This is a genomic window from Microbacterium sp. LWO14-1.2 (assembly GCF_038397715.1).
GTDB lineage: Bacteria > Actinomycetota > Actinomycetes > Actinomycetales > Microbacteriaceae > Microbacterium.
Window position 1 is genome coordinate 722,793 of the sequence record NZ_CP151633.1, and the last position, 21,280, is coordinate 744,072.

Annotated in this window: 18 protein-coding genes; 10 read left to right on the forward strand and 8 right to left on the reverse strand. The window is 70.2% G+C overall.

What is annotated here, in order from left to right; translation table 11 throughout:
- The first annotated feature begins 64 nt into the window (after positions 1-64).
- Positions 65-1,441, forward strand: coding sequence for an NADP-specific glutamate dehydrogenase (gene gdhA, locus MRBLWO14_RS03565; protein ID WP_341935089.1), 1,377 nt, complete (start codon positions 65-67; stop codon positions 1,439-1,441).
- Positions 1,442-1,525: 84 nt separating this feature from the next.
- On the opposite strand, the gene MRBLWO14_RS03570 is transcribed toward gdhA, so the two are convergent.
- From MRBLWO14_RS03570 to MRBLWO14_RS03585, 4 genes are all read right to left on the reverse strand, one after another.
- Positions 1,526-2,953 (reverse strand): APC family permease, encoded by a 1,428-nt coding sequence (locus MRBLWO14_RS03570; protein WP_341935090.1) that lies wholly within the window; start codon positions 2,951-2,953, stop codon positions 1,526-1,528.
- Positions 2,954-3,106: 153 nt separating this feature from the next.
- Positions 3,107-6,052, reverse strand: coding sequence for an aminotransferase (locus MRBLWO14_RS03575; protein WP_341935091.1), 2,946 nt, complete (start codon positions 6,050-6,052; stop codon positions 3,107-3,109).
- Complete coding sequence (locus MRBLWO14_RS03580; protein WP_341935092.1) at positions 6,049-6,669, reverse strand: gamma carbonic anhydrase family protein; 621 nt, start codon at positions 6,667-6,669, stop codon at positions 6,049-6,051. The genes MRBLWO14_RS03575 and MRBLWO14_RS03580 overlap by 4 nt, the downstream gene beginning before the upstream one ends.
- Before the next feature lie 39 nt (positions 6,670-6,708).
- Positions 6,709-6,870 (reverse strand): hypothetical protein, encoded by a 162-nt coding sequence (locus tag MRBLWO14_RS03585; RefSeq protein ID WP_341935093.1) that lies wholly within the window; start codon positions 6,868-6,870, stop codon positions 6,709-6,711.
- Positions 6,871-7,043: 173 nt separating this feature from the next.
- Here MRBLWO14_RS03585 and MRBLWO14_RS03590 point away from each other — a divergent pair, with 173 nt between their 5' ends.
- Positions 7,044-7,925 (forward strand): SDR family oxidoreductase, encoded by an 882-nt coding sequence (locus tag MRBLWO14_RS03590; protein ID WP_341935094.1) that lies wholly within the window; start codon positions 7,044-7,046, stop codon positions 7,923-7,925.
- A gap of 36 nt (positions 7,926-7,961) precedes the next feature.
- Here the strand turns inward: MRBLWO14_RS03590 and mfd are convergent, their stop codons facing one another.
- The gene (gene mfd, locus MRBLWO14_RS03595; protein ID WP_341935095.1) at positions 7,962-11,525 is read right to left on the reverse strand and encodes a transcription-repair coupling factor; all 3,564 of its coding nucleotides are present in this window, start codon (positions 11,523-11,525) and stop codon (positions 7,962-7,964) included.
- A 188-nt stretch (positions 11,526-11,713) separates the two neighbouring features.
- Between mfd and MRBLWO14_RS03600 the strand changes: the two genes are divergently transcribed.
- The 7 genes from MRBLWO14_RS03600 (at position 11,714) to MRBLWO14_RS03630 (ending at position 17,464) form a co-directional block, all read left to right on the forward strand.
- Complete coding sequence (locus MRBLWO14_RS03600; protein ID WP_341935096.1) at positions 11,714-12,280, forward strand: GNAT family protein; 567 nt, start codon at positions 11,714-11,716, stop codon at positions 12,278-12,280.
- A gap of 46 nt (positions 12,281-12,326) precedes the next feature.
- Positions 12,327-13,190 (forward strand): DNA-formamidopyrimidine glycosylase family protein, encoded by an 864-nt coding sequence (locus MRBLWO14_RS03605; protein WP_341935097.1) that lies wholly within the window; start codon positions 12,327-12,329, stop codon positions 13,188-13,190.
- A 417-nt stretch (positions 13,191-13,607) separates the two neighbouring features.
- A complete protein-coding gene (gene ribD, locus MRBLWO14_RS03610) occupies positions 13,608-14,690 on the forward strand; it encodes a bifunctional diaminohydroxyphosphoribosylaminopyrimidine deaminase/5-amino-6-(5-phosphoribosylamino)uracil reductase RibD (protein ID WP_341935098.1) in 1,083 nt (360 codons plus the stop codon).
- Positions 14,690-15,319, forward strand: a complete 630-nt coding sequence (locus MRBLWO14_RS03615; protein ID WP_341935099.1) for a riboflavin synthase — start codon at positions 14,690-14,692, stop codon at positions 15,317-15,319. The genes ribD and MRBLWO14_RS03615 overlap by 1 nt, the downstream gene beginning before the upstream one ends.
- On the forward strand, positions 15,316-16,584 hold the full coding sequence (gene ribA, locus MRBLWO14_RS03620; protein WP_341935100.1) for a GTP cyclohydrolase II: 1,269 nt from the start codon (positions 15,316-15,318) through the stop codon (positions 16,582-16,584). Before MRBLWO14_RS03615 ends, ribA begins: the two co-directional genes overlap by 4 nt.
- Positions 16,581-17,057: a 6,7-dimethyl-8-ribityllumazine synthase gene (gene ribH / locus MRBLWO14_RS03625; protein WP_341935101.1), complete on the forward strand. Its 477-nt coding sequence runs from the start codon at positions 16,581-16,583 to the stop codon at positions 17,055-17,057. The genes ribA and ribH overlap by 4 nt, the downstream gene beginning before the upstream one ends.
- 53 nt (positions 17,058-17,110) lie before the next feature.
- Entirely contained in the window at positions 17,111-17,464 is a 354-nt protein-coding gene (locus MRBLWO14_RS03630; RefSeq protein ID WP_341935102.1) for a Fe-S protein, read from the forward strand.
- 118 nt (positions 17,465-17,582) lie between these two features.
- Here MRBLWO14_RS03630 and MRBLWO14_RS03635 read toward each other — a convergent pair whose 3' ends face one another.
- Positions 17,583-18,077 (reverse strand): GAF domain-containing protein, encoded by a 495-nt coding sequence (locus MRBLWO14_RS03635; RefSeq protein ID WP_341935103.1) that lies wholly within the window; start codon positions 18,075-18,077, stop codon positions 17,583-17,585.
- On the reverse strand, positions 18,074-18,571 hold the full coding sequence (locus MRBLWO14_RS03640; protein ID WP_341935104.1) for a metallophosphoesterase: 498 nt from the start codon (positions 18,569-18,571) through the stop codon (positions 18,074-18,076). The genes MRBLWO14_RS03635 and MRBLWO14_RS03640 overlap by 4 nt, the downstream gene beginning before the upstream one ends.
- 141 nt (positions 18,572-18,712) lie before the next feature.
- On the opposite strand from MRBLWO14_RS03640, the gene MRBLWO14_RS03645 reads away from it, so the two are divergent.
- Positions 18,713-20,173, forward strand: a complete 1,461-nt coding sequence (locus MRBLWO14_RS03645) for an MFS transporter (protein WP_341935105.1) — start codon at positions 18,713-18,715, stop codon at positions 20,171-20,173.
- A gap of 65 nt (positions 20,174-20,238) precedes the next feature.
- On the opposite strand, the gene MRBLWO14_RS03650 is transcribed toward MRBLWO14_RS03645, so the two are convergent.
- Positions 20,239-21,270, reverse strand: coding sequence for a S66 peptidase family protein (locus MRBLWO14_RS03650; RefSeq protein WP_341935106.1), 1,032 nt, complete (start codon positions 21,268-21,270; stop codon positions 20,239-20,241).
- Positions 21,271-21,280: the final 10 nt, after the last annotated feature.

Sequence of the window (21,280 nt, forward strand, 5' to 3'; positions counted from 1 at the left end):
GCGTCCCCTTCTTCACGCGACACGATCGCACGCCCCTGAACCCCGTCAGAAAGCCCTCTCGCGCGTGACCCCTTCACCTTCCCCCTCCGCCGACTTCCACCCGCTCGCCGACACCGTGCAGCCCGTCTTCGACACCGTGCTGGCGCGCAGCCCGCACGAGCCGGAGTTCCAGCAGGCCGTGCACGAAGTGCTGAACTCGATCGCCCCGGTGCTCGAACGGCATCCGGAGTACGTCGACGGCGGGATCGTCGAGCGCCTCGTCGAGCCGGAGCGGCAGATCCTGTTCCGCGTCCCGTGGGTCGACGACGCGGGACGGCTGCAGGTAGACCGCGGCTACCGCATCCAGTTCTCCTCGGTGCTCGGCCCGTACAAGGGCGGCCTGCGCTTCCACCCCTCGGTGAACCTGTCGATCATCAAGTTCCTCGGCTTCGAGCAGATCTTCAAGAACGCGCTCACCGGACAGGGCATCGGCGGCGGCAAGGGCGGATCCGACTTCGACCCGCACGGACGGTCAGATGCCGAGATCATGCGCTTCTGTCAGTCGTTCATGAGCGAGCTCTACCGTCACCTCGGCGAGCACACCGACGTGCCTGCCGGTGACATCGGCGTCGGCGGCCGCGAGATCGGCTACCTGTTCGGCCAGTACCGCAAGATCACCAACCGCCACGAGTCGGGCATGTTCACCGGCAAGGGCACCGGATGGGGTGGCGCCGAGGTGCGCACCGAAGCCACCGGGTACGGCGCGGTGTTCTTCGCGCAGGAGATGCTCGGCGTGCACGGCGACTCGCTCGACGGCAAGCGCGTCGCGGTCTCCGGCTCGGGCAACGTCGCGATCTACGCGATCCAGAAGGCTGCGCAGCTCGGGGCGACCGCAGTCACGGCATCCGACTCCTCCGGCTATGTCGTCGACGACGAGGGCATCGACGTCGATCTGCTGCGTCAGATCAAGGAGGTGGAGCGCGCCCGCATCGTCGAGTACGCGCGTCGCCGGCCGAGTGCCCGCTTCGTCGAGGGCGGCAGCGTGTGGGAGGTCCCCGTCGACATCGCGGTGCCCTCGGCGACGCAGAACGAGCTCGACCACGAGGCCGCGCAGGCGCTGATCGCGAACGGCGTCCGCGCCGTGTCCGAGGGCGCGAACATGCCGTGCGTCCCCTCGGCGATCGACGCCTTCCAGGCGGCCGGCGTGCTGTTCGCCCCCGGCAAGGCCGCGAACGCCGGCGGCGTGGCCACCTCGGCGCTCGAGATGAGCCAGAACGCCTCCCGTCAGCGCTGGAGCTTCGACGCGAGCGAGAACAAGCTGCGCGAGATCATGGCCGACATCCACCGGGCCGCGTTCGACGCCGCCGAGCGCTACGACGTCGCGGGCGACTACGTGGCGGGCGCCAACATCGCCGGCTTCGAGCGCGTGGCTGCCGCGATGCTCGCGCAGGGCGTCATCTGACGCCATCCGCGTTTCGAATCGCTTGAATGGCAGCTCCCACCCGGGGAATGCTGCAATTCAAGCGATTCGAAACCGGCGGACGCCTCAGCGCTCGTCGACCGGCACCTTCACGACCTTGTTGTAGCCCGTCACCGCCTGGTTCTCGTCGAACGCGACCACCTTCTTGCGGAAGCCCTTCGTGATGACCGCGAGGTAGATGAGACCGAGCACCGTCCAGGTGATGCCGCCGATCAGCGCGTCGGGGTGCAGGTTCACCCACAGCAGCCCCGTGAGCAGCATGCCGATGCCCGGCATCACGATGTACGAGAAGATCTCCCGCGGCGTGCGGCGCATACCCTTGCGGATGGCGAACCAGGCGATCACCGAGACGTTGACGAACGTGAACGCGATGAGCGCGCCGTAGTTGATCCACGCGGCGATCAGCTCGAGCGTGAACGGGATCGCGAGCAGCGAGATCGCCCCCACCAGCACGATGTTGAACGTCGGCGTGTGGGTGCGGCGGTTGATGTAGCCGAAGGCGCGCTGCGGCAGCACGTTGTTGCGCCCCATCACGAGGAGCATGCGCGAGACCGAGGCGTGCGAGGCGAGACCCGACGCGAGAGTCGCGCAGAAACCAGCCGCGGTGAGCACCGCCATGAAGACGTCGCCGCCCACGAGATCGCCGATGATCGGCAGGGTCGAGTCCTCGACGAACTGCATGTCGCCGCCGGGGGCGAACTCGTTCCAGTCGGGGAACCGCAGCTGCGACACGTACGAGGCCACGAGGAAGATCCCCCCGCCGAGGAGGACCGTGAGGAGGATCGCCTTGGGCATGATCTTCGGATCCTTCGCCTCCTCCGCGTACATCGTCACCGCGTCGAAGCCGATGAACGAGAAGCAGACGATGGTGGCGCCCGTCAGCACCGCTCCCATGGTCACGTCGTCGTGCAGGAAGGCGCCGACCGAGAGGATCGTCGCCGCGCCCTCCCCGCGCATGAGCTGCGCGACGACGAGCACCACGAACACCACCATGACGACGATCGAGAACACGAGCAGGATCATGTTGAGGTTCGACGTGCCGCGCATGGTCATGTAGATGATGCTCGTGACGAGGATGCAGTAGAGCACGACCCAGATCCAGGCCGGGACGTCGGGGAACATCGCCTCGAGGTAGCTCTTGATGATGAGGCAGTTCACCATCGGCAGGAGCACGTAGTCGATCAGCGAGGTCCAGCCGACCATGAAGCCGAGGTTCGGATGGATCGACTCGCGCACGTAGGTGTAGGCGGATCCGGCGCTCGGGATGGCGCTGGCGATCTTGCCGTAGCTGATGGCGGTGAACACCATGACGATCAGCGCGACGAGGTACGCGGCCGGGACGACGTCGTTCGTGTCGCGGGCGACCATGCCGAAGGTGTCGAACACGACGGTGGGCGTCATGTAGCCGAGACCGAGTCCCACGATCGCCCACAGTCCGAGGTTGCGTCGGAGGGTTCCGCCTCCCTGCGCGAGCGGCTTGGTCTTCGTGGCCATATGTACTCCTCCGGGAACAGCGCAGGGGCCGGACTTCGGGTCGTCCGACGCTGAGCATCAGTATGGACCCGGGCTATTCGTCAGCGGAAGAGCAAATCTCGTTCGAAATACGCATTTAACATGACGAACGAAGGCCGGATTCGAAGGCCGGGCTCACCATCCTTCCGAGAGCACCCGATCCAGCGAGGCGAGCACGTGGTCGGCGCTGTCCGCGGTCAGGCACAGCGGCGGCTTGACCTTGAGCACGTTCGACCGCTCCGATGTCGTGAGGACGACGACCCCGAGCTCCCGCATCCGTTCGCAGATCGCCGCGGCCTCGGCATCCGCCGGCTCCATCGTCTCCCTGTCGCGCACCAGCTCCACGCCGAGGTACAGGCCCGCGCCGTGCACGGGCCCGATCAGCGGATGCCGTCGCGCGAGCTCCCGGAACCCGTCAGCCAGCCGAGCACCGATCTCGCGGGCGTTGCTCTGCAGCCCGTCCGCCTCCATCGCGTCGAGCACGGCGATCCCCACCCGGCAGCTGAGCGTGCTGCCGCCCGCCGACGAGAAGAACTGCCCCTGGCTGCTGAGCGCGTCGGCGATCCGCTTCGAGGTGATGACGCCGCCGATCGGGAACCCGTTGCCCATGGGCTTCGCGATCGTGACGATGTCGGGCACGACGCCCGACTGCTCGAAGCCCCAGAACGTCGACCCCATGCGTCCGAACCCGACCTGGACCTCGTCGGCGATGCAGAGCCCACCGCGAGCACGCACGCGTTCGTAGGCTCCGGCGAGGTAGCCGTCGGGGAGCAGCACGCCGCCGGCATTGCCGAGCACGGATTCGCAGAGGAAGGCCGCGACGTCCCGCCCCTCGGCGGCGAGTCGGTCGAGGTCGGCGTCGAGGTCCGCGAGGTAGCGGTGGGCCGTGTCGTCGCCGCGATAGGCGCCGCGGTAGCGGTTGGGCACGTCGGCGACGTGCACCCAGTCGGGACGCGTCTCGAGCGCGAAGGGGTTGTCGTACGCGCTGGTCGTGACCGCGTCGCTCGCCATGGTCCACCCGTGGTACGCCTCGCGGAGCGCGACGACCGTCCGACGCGCGGTGGCGGCCTGCGCGAGCCGGAGGGCGAGATCGACCGCCTCGGAGCCGCTGTTGACGAGCAGCACCGTGTCGAGCGCACTGCCCTCCGGCATCAGCGCGATGAGCCGCTCGCTGTACTCGGCGAGGTCGCGGAACAGGAAGCGCGAGTTGGTCGCGAGCGTGCGCAGCTGACGGCTCGCGGCGTCCGCCACGAGAGGGTGCGCGTGGCCGAGTCCGGCGACGTTGTTCACCATGTCGACGTAGGTGCGGCCCGTCGTGTCGATCAGGTGGTGGCGCCAGCCGCGCTCGATCTGCGGCGGACGCTCGTAATACCGTTCCTGCGCCTCGGCGAAGATGCGCTCTCTCCGACGCAGCTCCTCCCCCGCTTCGTCGTGCTCGGCGTGCGAGGGGATGCCGAGCAGCGCGGCCGGATCCGCAGTGAGCCGCCGCCACGCGGGCACGGGGTCGGGGGTCACGAGGGCCGCGGCGTCGCCCCGACCGTGGTGAGGAGGCGCGCCGATCCGCCGGACTCCGATCACGAGCACGGCGGGGTCCCCGGCCGCCGCGACCGTCGCGATCTGCTCGCCCGCTCCCACGAGCCGGCCTGCGGGCCCGCCACGCAATCCTGAGCCACGCAGTCCTGAGCCGCGCAGTTCCAGCACCCACCCGTCGTCCGCGACGAGGCGGAGGCCTGCGTCGTCGTCCTGCAGGTCGCCGGCCCACGGAGCGATGATGCGCGACTCCCGTCCGGGGGCCACGTGCAGCTCGGCCTCGACCGGCCACGTCGCCGCCGGATCGGCGGCGTCGACCGTCGCACGGGTGAGTCGGAACGTGCCGTACGGCAGCACCGCCACGGCGGCTCCCCGAGCGTGCGCCTCGGCGACGAGGCGGGTCTCGGCCGCGGCATCCGTCCAGCGTCCTGCGTCGAGCTCGGCCGATTCGACGCCCGCATCGACGACGACGAGTCCGCCGGCGAGGTCGGGAAGCAGTCCGTGGGTCGCCCGCGGCCGGTCGGGCGCAGGCACGACGCCCAGTCGGTCGAGCACGTGCTCGACCGCCTCGGCGAGCGGCACGGCCGTGGCGGCGTCGAAGATCGCCTGCTCCGTCGCGATGCGCTCCCGCGCGTAGTCGTTGGCGCCGTCGATCGCGAGCTGCCGCCACCCGCTGGCGACGAGCAGCGCCGCTCGCAGCACGATGAGCGGCCACACCGCCCGTGCTTCCGCCCGCTGCAGCAGCACACGCTCGTGGAAGGCGACGATCGTGTCGAGCACCCGCAGCGGACGCTCCGGCTCGTGGTGCAGCATCGACGAGGCGCACACGGCGAGTTCCGCGACCCGCCATCCGAGTCCGAGGTCGCCGAGGTCGAGCACGACGTGCGGATGCAGCCGGGAGTCGGCTCCGCGGACACCTGTCACGTTGTCGTCGGTCAGGTCGCCGTGGATCGGCTGCACAGGAAGGTCGGACGCCACCGCGGCGAGCGCGGTGTGCGCCTCGTCCGCCGCCGACAGCACGCGCCGCCGAAGGTCGTCGTCGTCGATCGCGTCGGCGAGCGCGCGGACCTGGTCGTACGCGACGCGCATGTCCCACATCTGCTCCCGGTCGAGTCCCGGATGCTGCAGATCGGCGAGCGCGGAGACGGATGCCGCGGCGAGCGCGCCGAACTCGGCGAGCACGACCGGGGCGAGGTAGCCCTCATCGACGATCGGCTCACCCTCCGCGTACTCGCTGCGCCGCACCGCGAACCCCTGCCAGCGCTGGGTCAGCCGACCGTCGAGCCCGGCGAGCACCGCGGGCACACGCACACCCGCCGCGCGGTAGGCCTCGAGCGCAGCGTGCTGGGCATCGCGCGCCTCATCGCCGAACACGGGGTTGTCGACCCGCAGCACACTGCGTCCGCCGTCGGCCTCGTGCAGCACGAAGTTGCGGTCCTGGTTGCTGCCGAGCTCCGTCGCCGTCGCCTCGATGCCGTAGCACGCGCGGGCGATCGCCTCGGCATCCCCCGTCGTGACGTCCGGGCGCACCAGGCCTGTGCCAGCGCTCACTCCCCACCCGCCGCTGCACCGTCGACACGCACGTCCCGGGCGTGCCTGGCCAGCGAGCTGCCGTAGCGCTCGGTGAGCTGCACCATGAGGTCGGGGGTGTCGCGGTCGACCCCGAACACATGGCCGGGGAAGTCGAGCTCGGGCTGCGCGGCGGCGATCTCGTCTTCGCGATCCGGGGAGAGCAGCTGCACGGGGTCGCCGACGGCCACCCAGCCGATCGGCACCACGGTGCCCGACGGCAGCACCGCCCGCCGGTGCACGATCGCATTGACCCGCACCTCGCAGCGGTCGCCGACGATCGCGCCGTTGAAGATCCGCGCACCGGAGGCGAAGAAGACTTCTTCGCCCACCGTCGCGCCCGCGATGCTCGCGAGCGTGCCGATCAGCGTGTGCGGCCCGATGTGCACGGCGTTCGCCGCCGTCGCCCTGATCAGGGCGTTCTCCATCACGATGACGTGCTCGCCGATCGTGATCGGTCCGCCCTCGGCCGTGATGACCGCGCCGTGCAGGACCTGGCAGCCGGGCCCGATCTGCACGTCGCCGGAGATCACGGCGGTCGGAGCGATGACGGCGGTGTCGTGGATCCGGGGCCGAGCCCCGAGGTGCTCGTACAGCATGTCGTCAGCGTAGCGCCGACGAATGCGTGAACGAGAGACCTACTTCCTGGTGGCGGCGCCTCGGCGCAGCATCCCGATCACGAGCGTCGCAAGGAACAGCACGACTCCCAGGACCGCCAGCCACAGCAGCCCCTTGATGACGAAGCCGAAGACCGCGAGACCGGCCCACAGGACGAGGAGGATGATCAGCAGTGCCCACATGCATCCACTATCCCGCGGGCGCGCGGCACCGGTCACCCCGTTGACGTGCGGCTCGCCTGTCGCTAGTCCCGCTGCTACGCTGGCGCCCATGGCTGGCCTCTGACTCGATCCTCTCCCCCGCCGTTCGGCTGCGTTCCCGCGCGCCTCGGCACCTCCGATCGAAAGGCAACCCCATGCACGCTTCCCCTCTTCCCCTGCGCGGCAAGACCGCCCTCGTGACCGGCGTCTCGCGCCTCCGCGGCATCGGCTTCGCGACCGCCGTGCGCCTCGCGTCTCTCGGCGCGAACGTCGTGACCCACCATTACCGTCCGCACGACATCGACCAGCCGTGGGGCGCCGACGACCTCGACGCTGTGCGCGCGGAGATCGCCGACGCCCTCGCTCCCGGTGCCGCGATGAGCGATCACCACGCCGATCTGCGCGATCCGGCGACGATCGAGCCACTGCTCGACGCAGCATCCGCCCTGACGGGTCGTCTCGACATCCTCGTGTGCAATCAGGCTCTGACCGGAGGGGACGGCTCGATCTTCGACATGACGCCCGACCGGCTCGACGCCCACTGGCAGACCAACGCCCGCGCGTCGCTCCTGCTGACCGCGGGGCTCGCGCGGCGGCGGCGGACCGAACGGGGCGGCTCGCACGTCGATGTCGCACGGCCCGGCGACCGCGTTGCGGACCTCGGACCGTTCGACGCACCGACAGGCCACGTGATCTGGATGACCTCCGGTCAGGGACACGGCGCGATGGTCGGCGAGATCGCCTATGCGACGAGCAAGGCGGCGCTCGCCGGCATCACCCGGTCGGTCGCGAGGGAGCTGCTCGACGTCGGCATCGTGCTGAACACCGTCAACCCCGGTCCGGTGAACACGGGGTACCTCGATCCGGACACCACCGACCGCGATCTGTCAGGTGTCGCCGAATGGATCAGCGCGCAGCCGTTCGGTCGAGTGGGACGCCCCTCCGACCCCGCGAGCCTGATCGGCTGGCTCTGCACCCCGGACGGCTCCTGGGTGGTCGGTCAGGTGCTCACATCGGACGGCGGGTTCTCGCTCTGAGCCGTGGTCGCGAGGGGCCGCTACGGCTCAGCATCCTCACTCGGCCTTGACGGGCTCCGGGAAGATCGCCGTGAACAGCTGGCCGACCCACTCGAGCAGTTCCGCGTCGGGCAGGGACTCGAGGCCCACGCCGACCGCGGCCGGCACGGTCGGCATCGGCACGACCAGCGCCTCGCCGCCCGCCACGAGCTTGGCCTTGGGGTAGAGCCGCTGCAGACGCACCTTGATCGAGTCCTCGAGGCGTGCCGGCGCGATGCGCAGGTTCGACCCCATGACCACGACGTCGGCGAGACCGGCTCGTGCGGCGCGGCGCCGCAGCCGGGCGACGGCGATCAGACCCTCGACCTCCTCGGGAGGCGTGCCGTAGCGATCGGTGAGCTCGTCGATCACGAGGTCGATCGCGTCGTCCTTGGCGGTCGCGGCAGAGGCGGCGGAGAGCTTCTGGTACGCCTCCAGCCGCAGGCGCTCGCTGTCGATGTAGTGCTCGGGGATGCGGGCGTCGAGCGGCAGTTCCAGCCGCAGCTCCTGCCCGCTCTCGACCTCGTCGCCGCGGAACGTCGCGACGGCCTCGCCGATCATCCGCAGGTAGAGGTCGAATCCGACGCCGGCGATGTGCCCGGCCTGCTCGGCGCCGAGCATGTTGCCCGCTCCGCGCAGCTCGAGGTCCTTCAGGGCGACCTGCATACCCGAACCGAGATCGTTGTTCACGGCGATGGTCTGCAGCCGATCGGCCGCTGTCTCGGAGAGCGGCTTCATGTCGTCGTAGAGGAAGTACGCGTAGGCGCGCTCACGTCCGCGGCCCACGCGTCCGCGGAGCTGGTGCAGCTGGCTCAGGCCGTACTTGTCGGCACGGTCGATGATGATCGTGTTCGCGTTGGAGATGTCGAGGCCGGTCTCGATGATCGTCGTCGACACGAGCACGTCGAACTTGCGCTCCCAGAAGTCGTCGACGACCTGCTCGAGCTGGTGCTCTCCCATCTGCCCGTGAGCGACGGCGAAGCGAGCCTCCGGCACGAGCTCCGCGAGCTGCGCGGCGACCCGCTGGATCGACTGCACGCGGTTGTGCACGAAGAACACCTGACCCTCGCGCAGGATCTCGCGACGGATGGCGGCGGCGATCTGCTTGTCGCTGCGGGGGCCGACGAACGAGAGGATCGGATGCCGGTCCTCCGGCGGCGTCGCGAGGGTCGACATCTCGCGGATGCCCGTGACGGCCATCTCGAGGGTGCGCGGGATCGGGGTGGCGCTCATCGCGAGGATGTCGACGTTCGTCTTCATCTTCTTGAGCGCGTCCTTGTGCTCGACACCGAACCGCTGCTCCTCGTCGATGATCATGAGGCCGAGGTCCTTGAACATCACCTGGTCGGTGAGGATGCGGTGCGTGCCGATGACCATGTCGACCGTGCCGTCGAGCAGCCCCTCGAGCGTCAGCCGCGCCTCCTTGTCGGTCTGGAAGCGCGACAGCGGCCGCACCTTGACCGGGAAGCCCGCGAACCGCTCCGTGAACGTCTCGAGGTGCTGCTTGACGAGCAGGGTGGTCGGCACGAGCATCGCGACCTGCTTGCCGTCCTGGATCGCCTTGAACGCCGCTCGTACGGCGACCTCGGTCTTGCCGAAGCCGACGTCGCCCGACAGCAGGCGGTCCATGGGGATGGGCCGCTCCATGTCGGCCTTGATCTCGTCGATGGTCTGCAGCTGGTCGTGCGTCTCGGCGAACGGGAACGCCTCTTCGAGCTCCCGCTGCCACGGGGTGTCGGGGCCGAAGGCGTGGCCCTTGGCGCTCATGCGCGCCGAGTAGAGCTTGACGAGCTCGACGGCGATGTCGCGCACGGCCTTGCGCGCCTTGCCCTTCGCCTGCGCCCAGTCGCTGCCGCCCATCTTCGACAGGGTCGGCGCCTCGCCGCCCACGTACTTCGACAGCAGGTCGAGCTGGTCCGTCGGCACGAACAGCTTGTCGCCCGGGTAGCCGCGCTTCGACGGCGCGTATTCGAGCACGAGGTAGTCGCGCGTCGACTTGGTCGCGTTGCGTCCGCCCGTCGACACCTCGCGCTTGGTCATCTCGACGAAGCGGCCGATGCCGTGCGTGTTGTGCACGACGAAGTCGCCCTGCTTGAGCTGAAGAGGATCGACGACGTTCTTGCGCCGCGAGGCGAGCTTCTTCACGACGCGCTGGTCGCCGCCGATCGTGCGTCCGTAGAACTCGTTGTCGGTGAGGACGGCGAGCTTGGCGTCGGCGATCTGGAACCCGGACTCCACGGATCCCGTCACGAGCGTGGCGACCCCGGTGTCGGGAAGCTCGGTCAGCTGCTCGACGACCCGGGCGGCGATGCCCCGGTCGGACAGCACGTCGCGCGCCCGGTCGACGAGACCGGGACCGGTCGCGATCACGACGACGCGCCAGCCGTCCGACACCTTCGCCTCGACGAACGAGATCGCGCCGTCGACGTTGCCGTGGAATGACGGGATGACAGCCGCATCGATCGTCTCGGCATCCTCTCCCCCCATCGCGAAGGGACTGAGGCGCCACCAGACGCCGCCGCGCTCGCGCACGACCTCGCGCAGCCGCGCGATCGTGAGGAAGTCGCCGGCTCCGAGGTCGATGGGAGCGGACGCGCCCGACGTCGCGGCGCTCCACGCGGCATCGAGGAACTCGCGGTTCGTCTCGCCGAGCGTGATAGCGCGGGCGCTGGAGCGCTCGGGATCGACGACCGCGGTCGCGGTGCCCTCGGGCAGGTACTCGACGAGCGACTTCAGCGGTCCGGCCACGGCGGGCAGCAGCGACTCCATCCCCTCGACGGGGATGCCCTCCGCCATCTTCTCGAGCATCCCGGCGATCGCGGGGAAGCCGCCGATCAGAGCACGCGCACGGTCGCGCACGTCCTGCGTGAGCAGCAGCTCGCGGCTCGGCGGGAGGTCGACGAGGGCGACGTCGCCGGGGAGGGAACGCTGGTCGGCGACCGAGAACGCACGGATCTGGTCGACCTCGTCGCCGAAGAACTCGACGCGGAACGGGTGCTCGGAGGTCGGCGGGAAGACGTCGAGGATGCCGCCGCGCACCGCGAACTCGCCGCGGCGCGACACCATGTCGACCCGGGAGTAGGCGCGCTCGACGAGCTGCTCGGCGACGTGGTCGAGCTCGTACCCGCGGGTGCCGACGGAGAGCTCGAGCGGCACGATGTCGCCGAGGTTGCCGGCGATGGGCTGCAGGGCCGCCCGCACCGACGCCACGACGACGAGCGGGCGCTCCCCCGACCACTCGGCGATGCGGCGCAGGGTCTGCAATCGCTGGCCGACCGTGTCGGGGCTGGGGCTGAGCCGCTCATGCGGCAGCGTCTCCCACGCGGGGAAGGTGACGACCTCGGCCTCGGGCAGGTAGGCGGCGACAGCCTGCGACAGCGATTCGGCGCGGCGCCCCGTCGGGACGACGGCGAGCAGCGACGCCGGCTGCCCCGCGGCACGGCGCTTGTCGAGCAGCCCGGCGAGCGCGGGCGCGTCGAGCCCGTCGACCAGTCCGAGGTCGGCGTCGGTCTGCGCCCAGCGGAGGGCGTCACGATACAGAGACGCCTCTTCCAAGGCGCGCAGAATCCCCGGAACAGTCACCTGACAAGCCTAGCCGCGGCGTCCGACACTGCGGCGCGAACCCTCGCCTTCGCCGACGCGCTCGCCTTCGCCGACGCGCGCGCCCTCGCCGAGCCACCCCTGTGCGTGCGACCCACCCCCTTTGGGACCGCCTCTAAGGGGGCCGCTCGGAAGCAAGGGGGCCGCTCGGCGATCAGTAGGCTTTCGGGATGGAACCGGTCACCCTCACCACCGATCGCCTCGTGCTGCGCGCTCCGGACGCCTCCGACGTCGACGCGATCACCGACGCGTGCCAGGATCCGGACATCCAGACGTGGACGACGGTGCCGAGCCCGTATTCACGCTCGGATGCCGAGGAGTTCGTCCGTCTTGTGAGCGCGTGGTGGGCTGACGGGAGCGAGACGGTGTGGGCGGTGCGAGCCGACGGCATCCTCGTCGGGATGATCGGTCTTCACGACATCGCCTCGCATCGTGCAGGAGGTCGTGCCGAACTCGGGTTCTGGGCCACGCCTGCGGCACGGGGCAGAGGCTACGTCTCGGAGGCGGCGACCGCCGTCGTGGACTGGGGCTTCCGAGAGCTCGGTCTGGCCCGCGTCGAATGGCGCGCGGTCGCCGGCAACGTGGCCTCGGCGAAGACCGCGCGCGCACTGGGTTTCCGTTACGAGGGCCTCCTGCGACAGGCCTTCGCGAGCGGCGACCGGCGCGAGGACAGCTGGATCGCGGGCCTCCTCCGTGACGACGACCGCACCCCGGTGCCGTGGCCCATGCTGGACTGAGCCCCTCCCCTGGCCCGGTGTCGGAGGCGGGTGGCAGGATGGGCGCATGCCGGAGATGCCGGAAGTACAGGGCCTGACGACCTTCCTCGCCGACCGCGTGGTGGGGCGCACGATCACGCGAACGAGCGTCGGGGCGATCGCCGCGCTCAAGACCTACGATCCGCCGAACACGGCGCTGCACGGTGCCGAGATCACCGCGGCGACGCGGCGGGGCAAATTCGTCGTGCTGTCGGCGGGCGACGACCTGCATCTGGTCTTCCACCTCGCGAAGGCCGGATGGCTGCGCTGGTACGAGCTGCTTCCGACGACGCTCATCAAGCCGGGCAAGTCGCCGATCGCCCTGCGTGTGGCGTTCGACGACGACAGCGGGTTCGACCTCACCGAGGCGGGCACGAAGAAGTCGCTCGCCGTCTACGTCGTGCGCGACCCCGACCAGGTCCCGGGCATCGAACGGCTGGGGCCCGACCCCCTCGATGCCGACTTCACCCGTGAGGCCTTCGGCGACGTGCTCACCGGGCGACGGATGCAGATCAAGGGCCTCCTCCGCGACCAGGGCGTGATCGCCGGGATCGGCAACGCCTACTCCGACGAGATCCTGCACGCGGCGAAGATGTCGCCGTATGCGATCGCCGACAAGCTCACCGACGACGAGGTCGATCGCCTCTACGCGGCGATGCAGTCGACGTTGACGGATGCCGTGGCGCAGGCGTCGGGCAAACCGCCGGCCGATCTCAAGGATGCGAAGCGGCGAGGGATGCAGGTGCACGCCCGTCGCGGTGAGACCTGCCCCGTCTGCGGGGACACCGTGCGGAGCGTGTTCTTCGCCGATCGCTCCCTCGAGTACTGCCCGACCTGCCAGACCGGCGGCAAGATCCTCGCCGACCGGCGGCTCTCCCGTCTGCTGAAATGACCTGCCCGACGTGTCAGACCGGCGGCAAGATCCTCGCCGACCGCCGCCTCTCCCGTCTGCTGAAATGACGTGCCCGACCTGCCAGACCGGCGGCAAGATCCTCGCCGACCGGCGGCTCTCCCGTCTGCTGCAGTGACCCGAGTCTGCTTCTCGTCGTGTTACGGGGAATGAATCCGACGGTCACGCGGCTTGTACACTCAGAACATCAACGTGCTCCGGGGTCGGTGGGAATCCGAACCGGCGGTGACAGTCCGCGAGCGTCTCGATTCGTCGAGGTGCCGATCCGGTGGAAATCCGGAACCGACGGTGATGCGAGGCCCCGCCTCGCTAGTCCGGAAGGGAGGCAGCACGGTGGGCCGCCGCATGCGCGTTCCGCTCTCTCCTCCCTGCGACCCCTGAGTCCAGAGAGGAACACGGATGGCAGTGAACGAGGCGGAACGCCGGGCGATGACCCGCGCGCTCGAACTCGCGACCCTGGGCCCGCGCGGAGTGAACCCGCAGGTGGGTGCCGTGATCCTCTCCCCCGACGGCGATGTGCTCGCCGAGGGCTGGCATCGAGGAGCCGGCACGCCGCACGCCGAGGTCGACGCGCTGTCGAAGCTCGCGCCGGGCGCTGCCGCCGGCGCGACGGCCGTCGTCACTCTCGAGCCCTGCAACCACACGGGTCGCACGGGCCCGTGCGCTGTCGCGCTGATCGAGGCCGGCGTCGCCAGGGTGGTCTACGCGCTCGACGACCCCGGGGCCGTCTCGGGCGGCGGAGCCGAACGGCTACGGGCGGCGGGCGTGAGCGTCGACTCCGGCGAGCAGGCCGACGCCGCGCACCGGATCATCGACGGCTGGCTCACCGCCCAGCGGCTCGGACGCCCGCACGTCACCGTGAAGTGGGCGCAGAGCCTCGACGGCCGCGCCGCGGCATCCGATGGATCCAGCCAGTGGATCACCGGCGCGGAGGCACGCGCCGACGTGCACCGACGTCGCGCCGGGGCCGACGCCATCGTCGTCGGCACCGGGACTCTGCTCGCCGACGACCCGTCGTTGACGGCTCGCGACGGCGACGACCTGTACCCGACGCAGCCCATCCCGGTCGTGATCGGGTCGCGTCCGGTACCCGCCGATGCGGCCATCCGCCGGCATCCGCACACTCCCCTCGCCTACGACACGCACGATCTGCATGCCGTGCTCGCCGATCTGCAGGCGCGCGGCGTCCAGAGCGTGTTCGTCGAGGGCGGCCCCACCCTGGCCAGCGCGTTCGTGGCCGCGGGCCTCGCCGACCGCGTGCTCGCCTACGTCGCGCCGGTGCTGCTCGGCGGCGACCGGCTCGCGCTCACCGACATCGGCGTCGCCTCGATCGGCGAAGCGCGTCGCCTGACCGTCGACGAGTGGCTGCCGCTCGGCGCCGACCTGCTCGCGATCGCCCGCCCTGCCGTCGGCGGCGAACCGACGCCACACGGGCGTAGGACTGCACACGGACCAGACATCTCGCACGAAGGAGCACGCTGATGTTCACGGGAATCATCGAGGAGATCGGCGAGATCACCGCCATCGAGCCCTCCGGCGACGGGTGGCGGCTCACCGTCCGCGCCCCGAAGGCAGCGGCGGATGCCGTGCACGGCGAGTCCATCGCGGTCTCCGGCGTGTGCCTCACCGTCGTCGGATCGACGCCTGAGTCCTTCGACGCCGATGTCATGAAGCAGACCCTCGACGTCGCGGCGCTGGGCACGGCATCCGTCGGCACGCGCGTCAACATCGAGAAGGCCATGCCGGTCGGGGCCCGCCTCGGCGGCCACATCGTCCAGGGTCATGTCGACGGCACCGGCGCCGTGATCGACGTCCGCCCCGGCCAGGAGTGGAGCGTCCTGCGCATCTCGCTCCCCGCCGACCTCGCTCCCCTCGTCGTCGACAAGGGATCGATCTCGGTCGACGGCACGTCGCTCACCGTCAGCGCGGTCAGCGCGCCCGATGCCGTCGAGGCCTGGTTCGAGGTGTCGCTCATCCCGGAGACGCTCGCCGCCACCACCCTCGGCACGCGCGCGGTCGGCGACCGCGTCAACCTCGAGACCGACATCCTCGCCCGGCACGTCGAGCGCCTGCTCGCGTTCCGGGCCGCAGCGGAAGGAGGCTCGCGATGAGCCTGTCCACCATCCCCGAGGCGCTGGACGCGCTGCGCGCGGGGCGTCCCGTCCTCGTCGCCGACGACGAGAACCGTGAGAACGAGGGCGACGTCGTGCTGTCGGCGCAGCTCGCGACCCCGGAATGGGTCGCCTGGACCGTGCGCTGGTCGTCGGGTTTCATCTGCGCCCCGATGCCGGCCGACCTCGCCGACTCGCTGAATCTGCCGCCCATGGTGGCCGCGAGCGAGGACGCCCGCTCGACCGCGTACACGGTCAGTGTGGATGCCGCCGAGGGCGTGACGACCGGCATCAGCGCCCACGATCGCGCGCACACGCTCAACGTGCTGGCGAACCCCGAGTCGACGGCCACGAGCATCATCCGCCCCGGTCACGTGCTCCCGCTGCGCGCGGTCGACGGCGGCGTGCGCGAACGCAACGGCCACACCGAGGCCGCGGTCGAGCTCATGAAGCTCGCGGGCCTGCACCCCGTCGGCGCGATCGCCGAGGTGGTGGCCGAGGACGGCAGCATGATGCGCCTCCCCGGTCTGCTGGAGCTGGGCGAGCGCGACGGCGTGCCCGTCATCACGATCGAGCAGCTCATCGCCCACCTGAACGAGACGGATCCCGCCGGCGCCGCCCCCGGCGTCGGGAGTCGTCGGGTGAGCCTCCGCGCCGACGCGACCGTGCCCACCACGCACGGAGTGTTCCGCTTCCTCGCCTACAAGGACCGCGTCACCGGCACCGATCACATCGCCGTCGTCTCGGGGGAGGTCGGCGAGACCGCGCTCGTGCGCGTGCACTCGGAGTGCCTGACCGGCGAGGCGTTCGGATCGCTGAAGTGCGAGTGCGGACCCCAGCTGGACGCGGCGCTCGACGCGATCGAGCAGGACGGCGGGGTGGTGATCTACATGCGCGGCCACGAGGGGCGCGGCATCGGACTCATCAACAAGCTGCGCGCCTACAGCCTGCAGGAGGAGGGACTCGACACGGTCGACGCCAACCTCGCGCTCGGCCTGCCCGCGGACGCCCGCGACTACGCCGCGGCAGCCGGCATCCTGTCGGACCTCGGAGTGTCGAAGGTGCGCCTGCTGACCAACAACACCGACAAGGTGAACCAGCTGCGCAGCCTCGGCCTCGACGTCGTCGAGCAGGTTCCGCTGATCGTCGGCGTCGGGCCGAACAACCACCAGTACCTCGAGACCAAGCGTGACCGCATGGGTCACATCATCGGAGACGCGGAGCTCGCACAGGCTCTCGCCGACGGAAAGAAGGACGACGCATGAGCGGCGCAGGAGCAGCACCCCGCACGGAGAAGATCGACGGATCGGGCCTCGACGTCGTCGTGATCGCCGGCACGTGGCATGAGGTCATCACGAACGGGCTCATCGCCGGCGCGCAGCGCGTGCTCGACGGATCGGGCGCCTCGTACCGCGTGGTGCGCGTTCCGGGATCGTTCGAGCTCGCTGTCGCAGCGCAGGCCGCGTTCGCCGGCGGAGCGGACGCGGTCGTGGCGCTCGGCGTGATCATCCGCGGCGGCACCCCGCACTTCGAGTACGTGTCGGCGGCCACGACCGACGGCCTCACCCGGGTCTCCCTCGACGCGGGCAAGCCGGTGGGCTTCGGCGTGCTGACGCTCGACGACGAGAAGCAGGGCCTCGACCGCGCGGGCCTCGAACGCTCGCACGAGGACAAGGGTGCGGAGGCGGCGGATGCCGCGCTGCGCACGGCACTCGTGGTCAAGGAGCTCCGCGGCTGAGGTGAGGCGGACCTTGCTGGCGGGATAGCGGCAGCGGTCACTAGCGTGAGGGCATGGAGACCCTGCGCCACATCGTTCTCTTCGTCCACCTGATCGGCTTCGCCGTTCTCTTCGGAGCATGGGCGGTGCAGGCGTTCGGCGGCAAGCGCGAGTTCACGCGCCTCATGAGCATCGGCATGACGATCGCCGCCGTCGCCGGTCTCGCGCTGGCCGCGCCGTGGGGCATCGAGTACGACTTGAACTACGTCAAGATCGGGGTCAAGCTCGTGGTGCTGCTCGTGATCGGGGCACTGCTCGGCATCGGGACGGCTCGGCAGAAGCGCGGCGCCGGCGTCCCCGCCGCGATGTTCTGGCTCGTCGGCATCCTGACCGCGGCGAACGCGGCCATCGCCGTGATCTGGCGCTGAGGCCTCCGGGGATCGTCAGCGCGTTTCGTCTCGCTGCGCTCGCTCAACGACCCGCGTGAGGGGTCCGCTCAACGACCCGCGTGAGGGGTCCGCTCAACGACCCGCGTGAGGGGTTCGCTCAACGACCCGCGGCGGCGTCCCAGACCGCCTGCGTCGGTGCGCTGACGCTCGCGGCACGGATCCGCTGCCAGTTGCGACCGCCCCGGCCGAACGTCGCCTTCACGTCCGCCGGCACCACCGCGTCGGCGATGGGCTCCGCGAGCCAGTCGCACGCGCGGACGTGCACGAGGTCGACGGCATCGGCCTCGTCGTCGGTGTCGTACGTCCAGGGCCCGACGAGGCGGCCGAGGTAGGTCAGCCCGTCGACGTCCCTCGTCCAGACGAAGGAGCCGATCGGCGCCTTCGCGAACCTCTCGATGCGCCAGGCGAGGCGGATGCCGGACTGCGCGTCCGCCTTCGCGAGCGCATCCTCCAGAGAACGGGGCGCCGGATGCAGTCTCCCGCCGATGCCGCAGAGGCCGAGGGTCAGCGCGCGCTCCGGCCCCGCCCCGTCCGGCACGGAGTCGTCGCGCGATCGCATGGGCGCGCGGTACACGAGCGTCTCCTCACTCATGCGACCGGCACCAGACTCGCGTCGATCGCCGCACCGTCGATCGTGACGGTCATCATGGTGCACACCGGCTGACGGCGACGGTCGGTGGGCGAGCCGGGATTGAGCAGCCGCATCCCGGCGGGCGAGACGGTGGCCCACGGGATGTGGGAGTGGCCGAAGATCAGCAGGTCGATGCCGGGGAACGCCTCGTCCATGCGCTGTTCGCGGCGCGCGGCCTGACCGGTCTCATGGATCATCGCGACGTGCACGTCCTCGACCTCGAACTCGGCGATCTCGGGGAGTCGCTCGCGCAGTTCGGCGCCGTCGTTGTTCCCGTACACCCCGTGGAACTCGCGCGACCGCGCCTCGATCAGGTCGAGGGTCGCGACGTCGACCCAGTCGCCGGCGTGCGCGACGACGTCGGCGTCGTCGATCGCCCGCAGCACGAGGTCGGGCAGACGCCGCGCGCGCTTCGGCACGTGCGTGTCGGCGAGCAGCAGCATCCGGGTGGTCATCGGCATCCTTCCGCGGGGTGTCCTCCCGACTCTACGCAGACGGATGGCCTCGCGAACCGTCATCCGCGCCCAGCGAACTCTCAGGAAGGCGTAGGATCGGCCGGTGCGCTGGTATACCGGCGTACGGATCTAAGGAGCAGCATGAGTACGTCCACCGCCCCCGCGAATCCGCGCTCGCGGGTCATCACCGCCAGCCTCGTCGGCACCACGATCGAGTTCTACGACTTCTACGCGTACGCCACCGCTGCCGTGCTCGTCTTCCCCGTCCTCTTCTTCCCGACGGGCAACGACACCACGTCGCTCCTGTCGTCGTTCGCCGTGTTCGGCGCTGCGATGGTCGCCCGCCCGATCGGCGCCGTCGTGTTCGGGCATTTCGGTGACCGGTTCGGCCGCAAGGCCACGCTCGTGGCGTCGCTGCTCACGATGGGCATCGCGACCTTCGTGATCGGCCTGCTCCCCACGTTCCAGCAGATCGGCTGGTGGGCGGCTCTGCTGCTCCTCATCCTGCGTCTGTTCCAGGGCTTCGCTCTGGGCGGCGAGTGGTCGGGCGCCGCGCTCGTGGCCACCGAGAACGCCCCCGCGGGCAAGCGCGCCTGGTACGGCACCTTCCCGCAGCTGGGCGCTCCGCTCGGCTTCATCATCGCGAACTTCCTCTTCCTGGCGATCAACTGGCTGCTCCCGCACGCCGAGAACCCGGCGCTGAAGTCCGAGGCGTTCCTGTCGTGGGGCTGGCGGATCCCGTTCCTGTTCTCGGCCGTCATGGTCATCATCGGCCTGTGGGTGCGTCTCAAGCTCGTCGAGTCCGACACGTTCAAGAAGGCCGAGAAGGTCGGCGCGATCCGCAAGCTGCCGCTCGCGACCGTGTTCCGCCACCACTGGAAGGCGCTGATCCTCGGCACCTTCATCATGCTGGCCACGTACGTGCTGTTCTACCTGATGACGAACTTCACGCTCGCGTACGGCACCAAGCCGGCCTCTCTCGAGACCGCGTCCGCCGCCGCTCAGGCGGCCGCCGAAGCCGCCGGGAAGGACTTCGACGCCTCCGCGTTCGCCGCGCAGTTCTACCCCGGTCTGGGCTTCGGCTACACCGACTTCGTGCTCATGCAGATCGTCGGCGTCGTGTTCTTCGGCATCTTCACCCTGCTGTCGGGTCCGATCGCCGATTCCATCGGACGCCGCAAGCTGCTCCTGTGGGTCACGGGGCTCATCATCGTGTTCGGCCTCACGTTCAACGCGTTCCTGCTGCCGGCGATGGACCCCAAGTTCACCGGCGCGCTGGCGCAGGCCTTCCTCGTGTTCGGGTTCATGCTCATGGGTGCGACTTTCGGTCCGATGGGCGCGCTGCTGCCCGAGCTGTTCCCGACGAACGTCCGCTACACGGGATCCGCGATCTCGTACAACGTGTCGTCGATCCTCGGCGCTGCGGTCGCACCGCTCATCGCCGTGTGGCTGTGGGAGCTCGGCGACGGCGCGCCCTGGCTCGTGGGACTGTACCTCTCGGTCATGGGCGTGCTGACGTTCATCGCGCTCTTCCTGTCGAAGGAGACCAAGGACACCGACTACGAGTCCGACCTCGGGGTGGCTGCCGCCGTCGAGCTCTGACGCGTCCGTCCGCGAACGGCCGCATCCCGCACGGGGTGCGGCCGTTCCGCATCTGCCGCCACCCGTCAAAAGGAGCCGGTGACCGTGCGCGCTCGCGCGTCGAGAGCCATCATGCCGCCGTAGGGCACGATCCACTGCGGGCGCGTGTGCCCGAACGGCACGCCGACGCAGATGACCGCGTTCGGGTTGTACCGCGACACCGTCTCGATCACGATGTCACGCTGAGCGGCCCGGAGGGCGTCCGCCTCCTCGGGAGAGGGATGCACGTCGAAGTCGCTCACTGGCGGGCGCGCCACGACGACACCGGCGACCGCATCGAGGACGCCCCGCTCGCCGAGCCCGCGCACCCAACGGCCCACCCAGCTCGCGGCGGGGCGCTCCTCGCTCGTCTCGAGCAGCAGGATGCCGTCGCGCAGCTCCTCCACTGCGGGAAGACGGTCGGCGAACGCGAGCTGGTCGAGGACTTCGAGACAGCCGCCCCACGTGCGTCCTTCGACGCGGGTGGACGGTCCCGCCCACACCCACTCCTCGGTCGGCACGCGTTCGCCGTACTCGTGCAGCGCCCGGGGATCGACCCAGCGGCGTCCGACGTCCTCGGACTCGCCCGGCTCGGAGAGCGCGAGGTCGCCGCCCTCGAGCAGCGCCGCACGGAGCGAACGCCGGTGCACGTCGTCGACCGCCGGGCCGGGACCGAGGTGCACCGCGGTGGACCCTCCGTAATATCCGCGGATGCCGAGACGCCACAGCCAGTTGAGGATGTTGGTGTTGTCGCTGTAGCCGAGGAACGGTTTCGGATCGGCGAGCGCGAGCGTCTCGTCGAGATGCGGAACGACGAGGATCTGGTCATCGCCTCCGATGGTCGCGACGATGGCGCGGATGCCAGGATCCGCGAATGCGGCGTTGACGTCGGCGGCACGCGCCTCGGGACTCGCTCCGAGCTGTCGCGTCGTCGGGAACTCGACCGGCACGAGTCCGGTGAGGTCTTCGAGCCGGCGGAGGGCCTGTGCGTGCAACTCCGGCGCGACGGCCGGCGCGGCGAACGCGGGCGAGAGGATGGCGACCTTGTCGCCCGGCACAGGTCGGGGTGTCGACAGCATCTGCTCAGTC

Bases quoted from the DNA above. Each gene is read 5' to 3' on its own strand.
- MRBLWO14_RS03570 (WP_341935090.1), bottom strand. From the start codon at position 2,953: ATGGCCACGAAGACCAAGCCGCTCGCGCAGGGAGGCGGAACCCTCCGA.
- MRBLWO14_RS03580 (WP_341935092.1), bottom strand. From the start codon at position 6,669: ATGCTGTACGAGCACCTCGGGGCTCGGCCCCGGATCCACGACACCGCC.
- MRBLWO14_RS03585 (WP_341935093.1), bottom strand. From the start codon at position 6,870: ATGTGGGCACTGCTGATCATCCTCCTCGTCCTGTGGGCCGGTCTCGCG.
- MRBLWO14_RS03590 (WP_341935094.1), top strand. From the start codon at position 7,044: ATGCACGCTTCCCCTCTTCCCCTGCGCGGCAAGACCGCCCTCGTGACC.
- MRBLWO14_RS03600 (WP_341935096.1), top strand. From the start codon at position 11,714: ATGGAACCGGTCACCCTCACCACCGATCGCCTCGTGCTGCGCGCTCCG.
- MRBLWO14_RS03605 (WP_341935097.1), top strand. From the start codon at position 12,327: ATGCCGGAGATGCCGGAAGTACAGGGCCTGACGACCTTCCTCGCCGAC.
- ribD (WP_341935098.1), top strand. From the start codon at position 13,608: ATGGCAGTGAACGAGGCGGAACGCCGGGCGATGACCCGCGCGCTCGAA.
- MRBLWO14_RS03615 (WP_341935099.1), top strand. From the start codon at position 14,690: ATGTTCACGGGAATCATCGAGGAGATCGGCGAGATCACCGCCATCGAG.
- ribA (WP_341935100.1), top strand. From the start codon at position 15,316: ATGAGCCTGTCCACCATCCCCGAGGCGCTGGACGCGCTGCGCGCGGGG.
- ribH (WP_341935101.1), top strand. From the start codon at position 16,581: ATGAGCGGCGCAGGAGCAGCACCCCGCACGGAGAAGATCGACGGATCG.
- MRBLWO14_RS03630 (WP_341935102.1), top strand. From the start codon at position 17,111: ATGGAGACCCTGCGCCACATCGTTCTCTTCGTCCACCTGATCGGCTTC.
- MRBLWO14_RS03635 (WP_341935103.1), bottom strand. From the start codon at position 18,077: ATGAGTGAGGAGACGCTCGTGTACCGCGCGCCCATGCGATCGCGCGAC.
- MRBLWO14_RS03640 (WP_341935104.1), bottom strand. From the start codon at position 18,571: ATGACCACCCGGATGCTGCTGCTCGCCGACACGCACGTGCCGAAGCGC.
- MRBLWO14_RS03645 (WP_341935105.1), top strand. From the start codon at position 18,713: ATGAGTACGTCCACCGCCCCCGCGAATCCGCGCTCGCGGGTCATCACC.
- MRBLWO14_RS03650 (WP_341935106.1), bottom strand. From the start codon at position 21,270: ATGCTGTCGACACCCCGACCTGTGCCGGGCGACAAGGTCGCCATCCTC.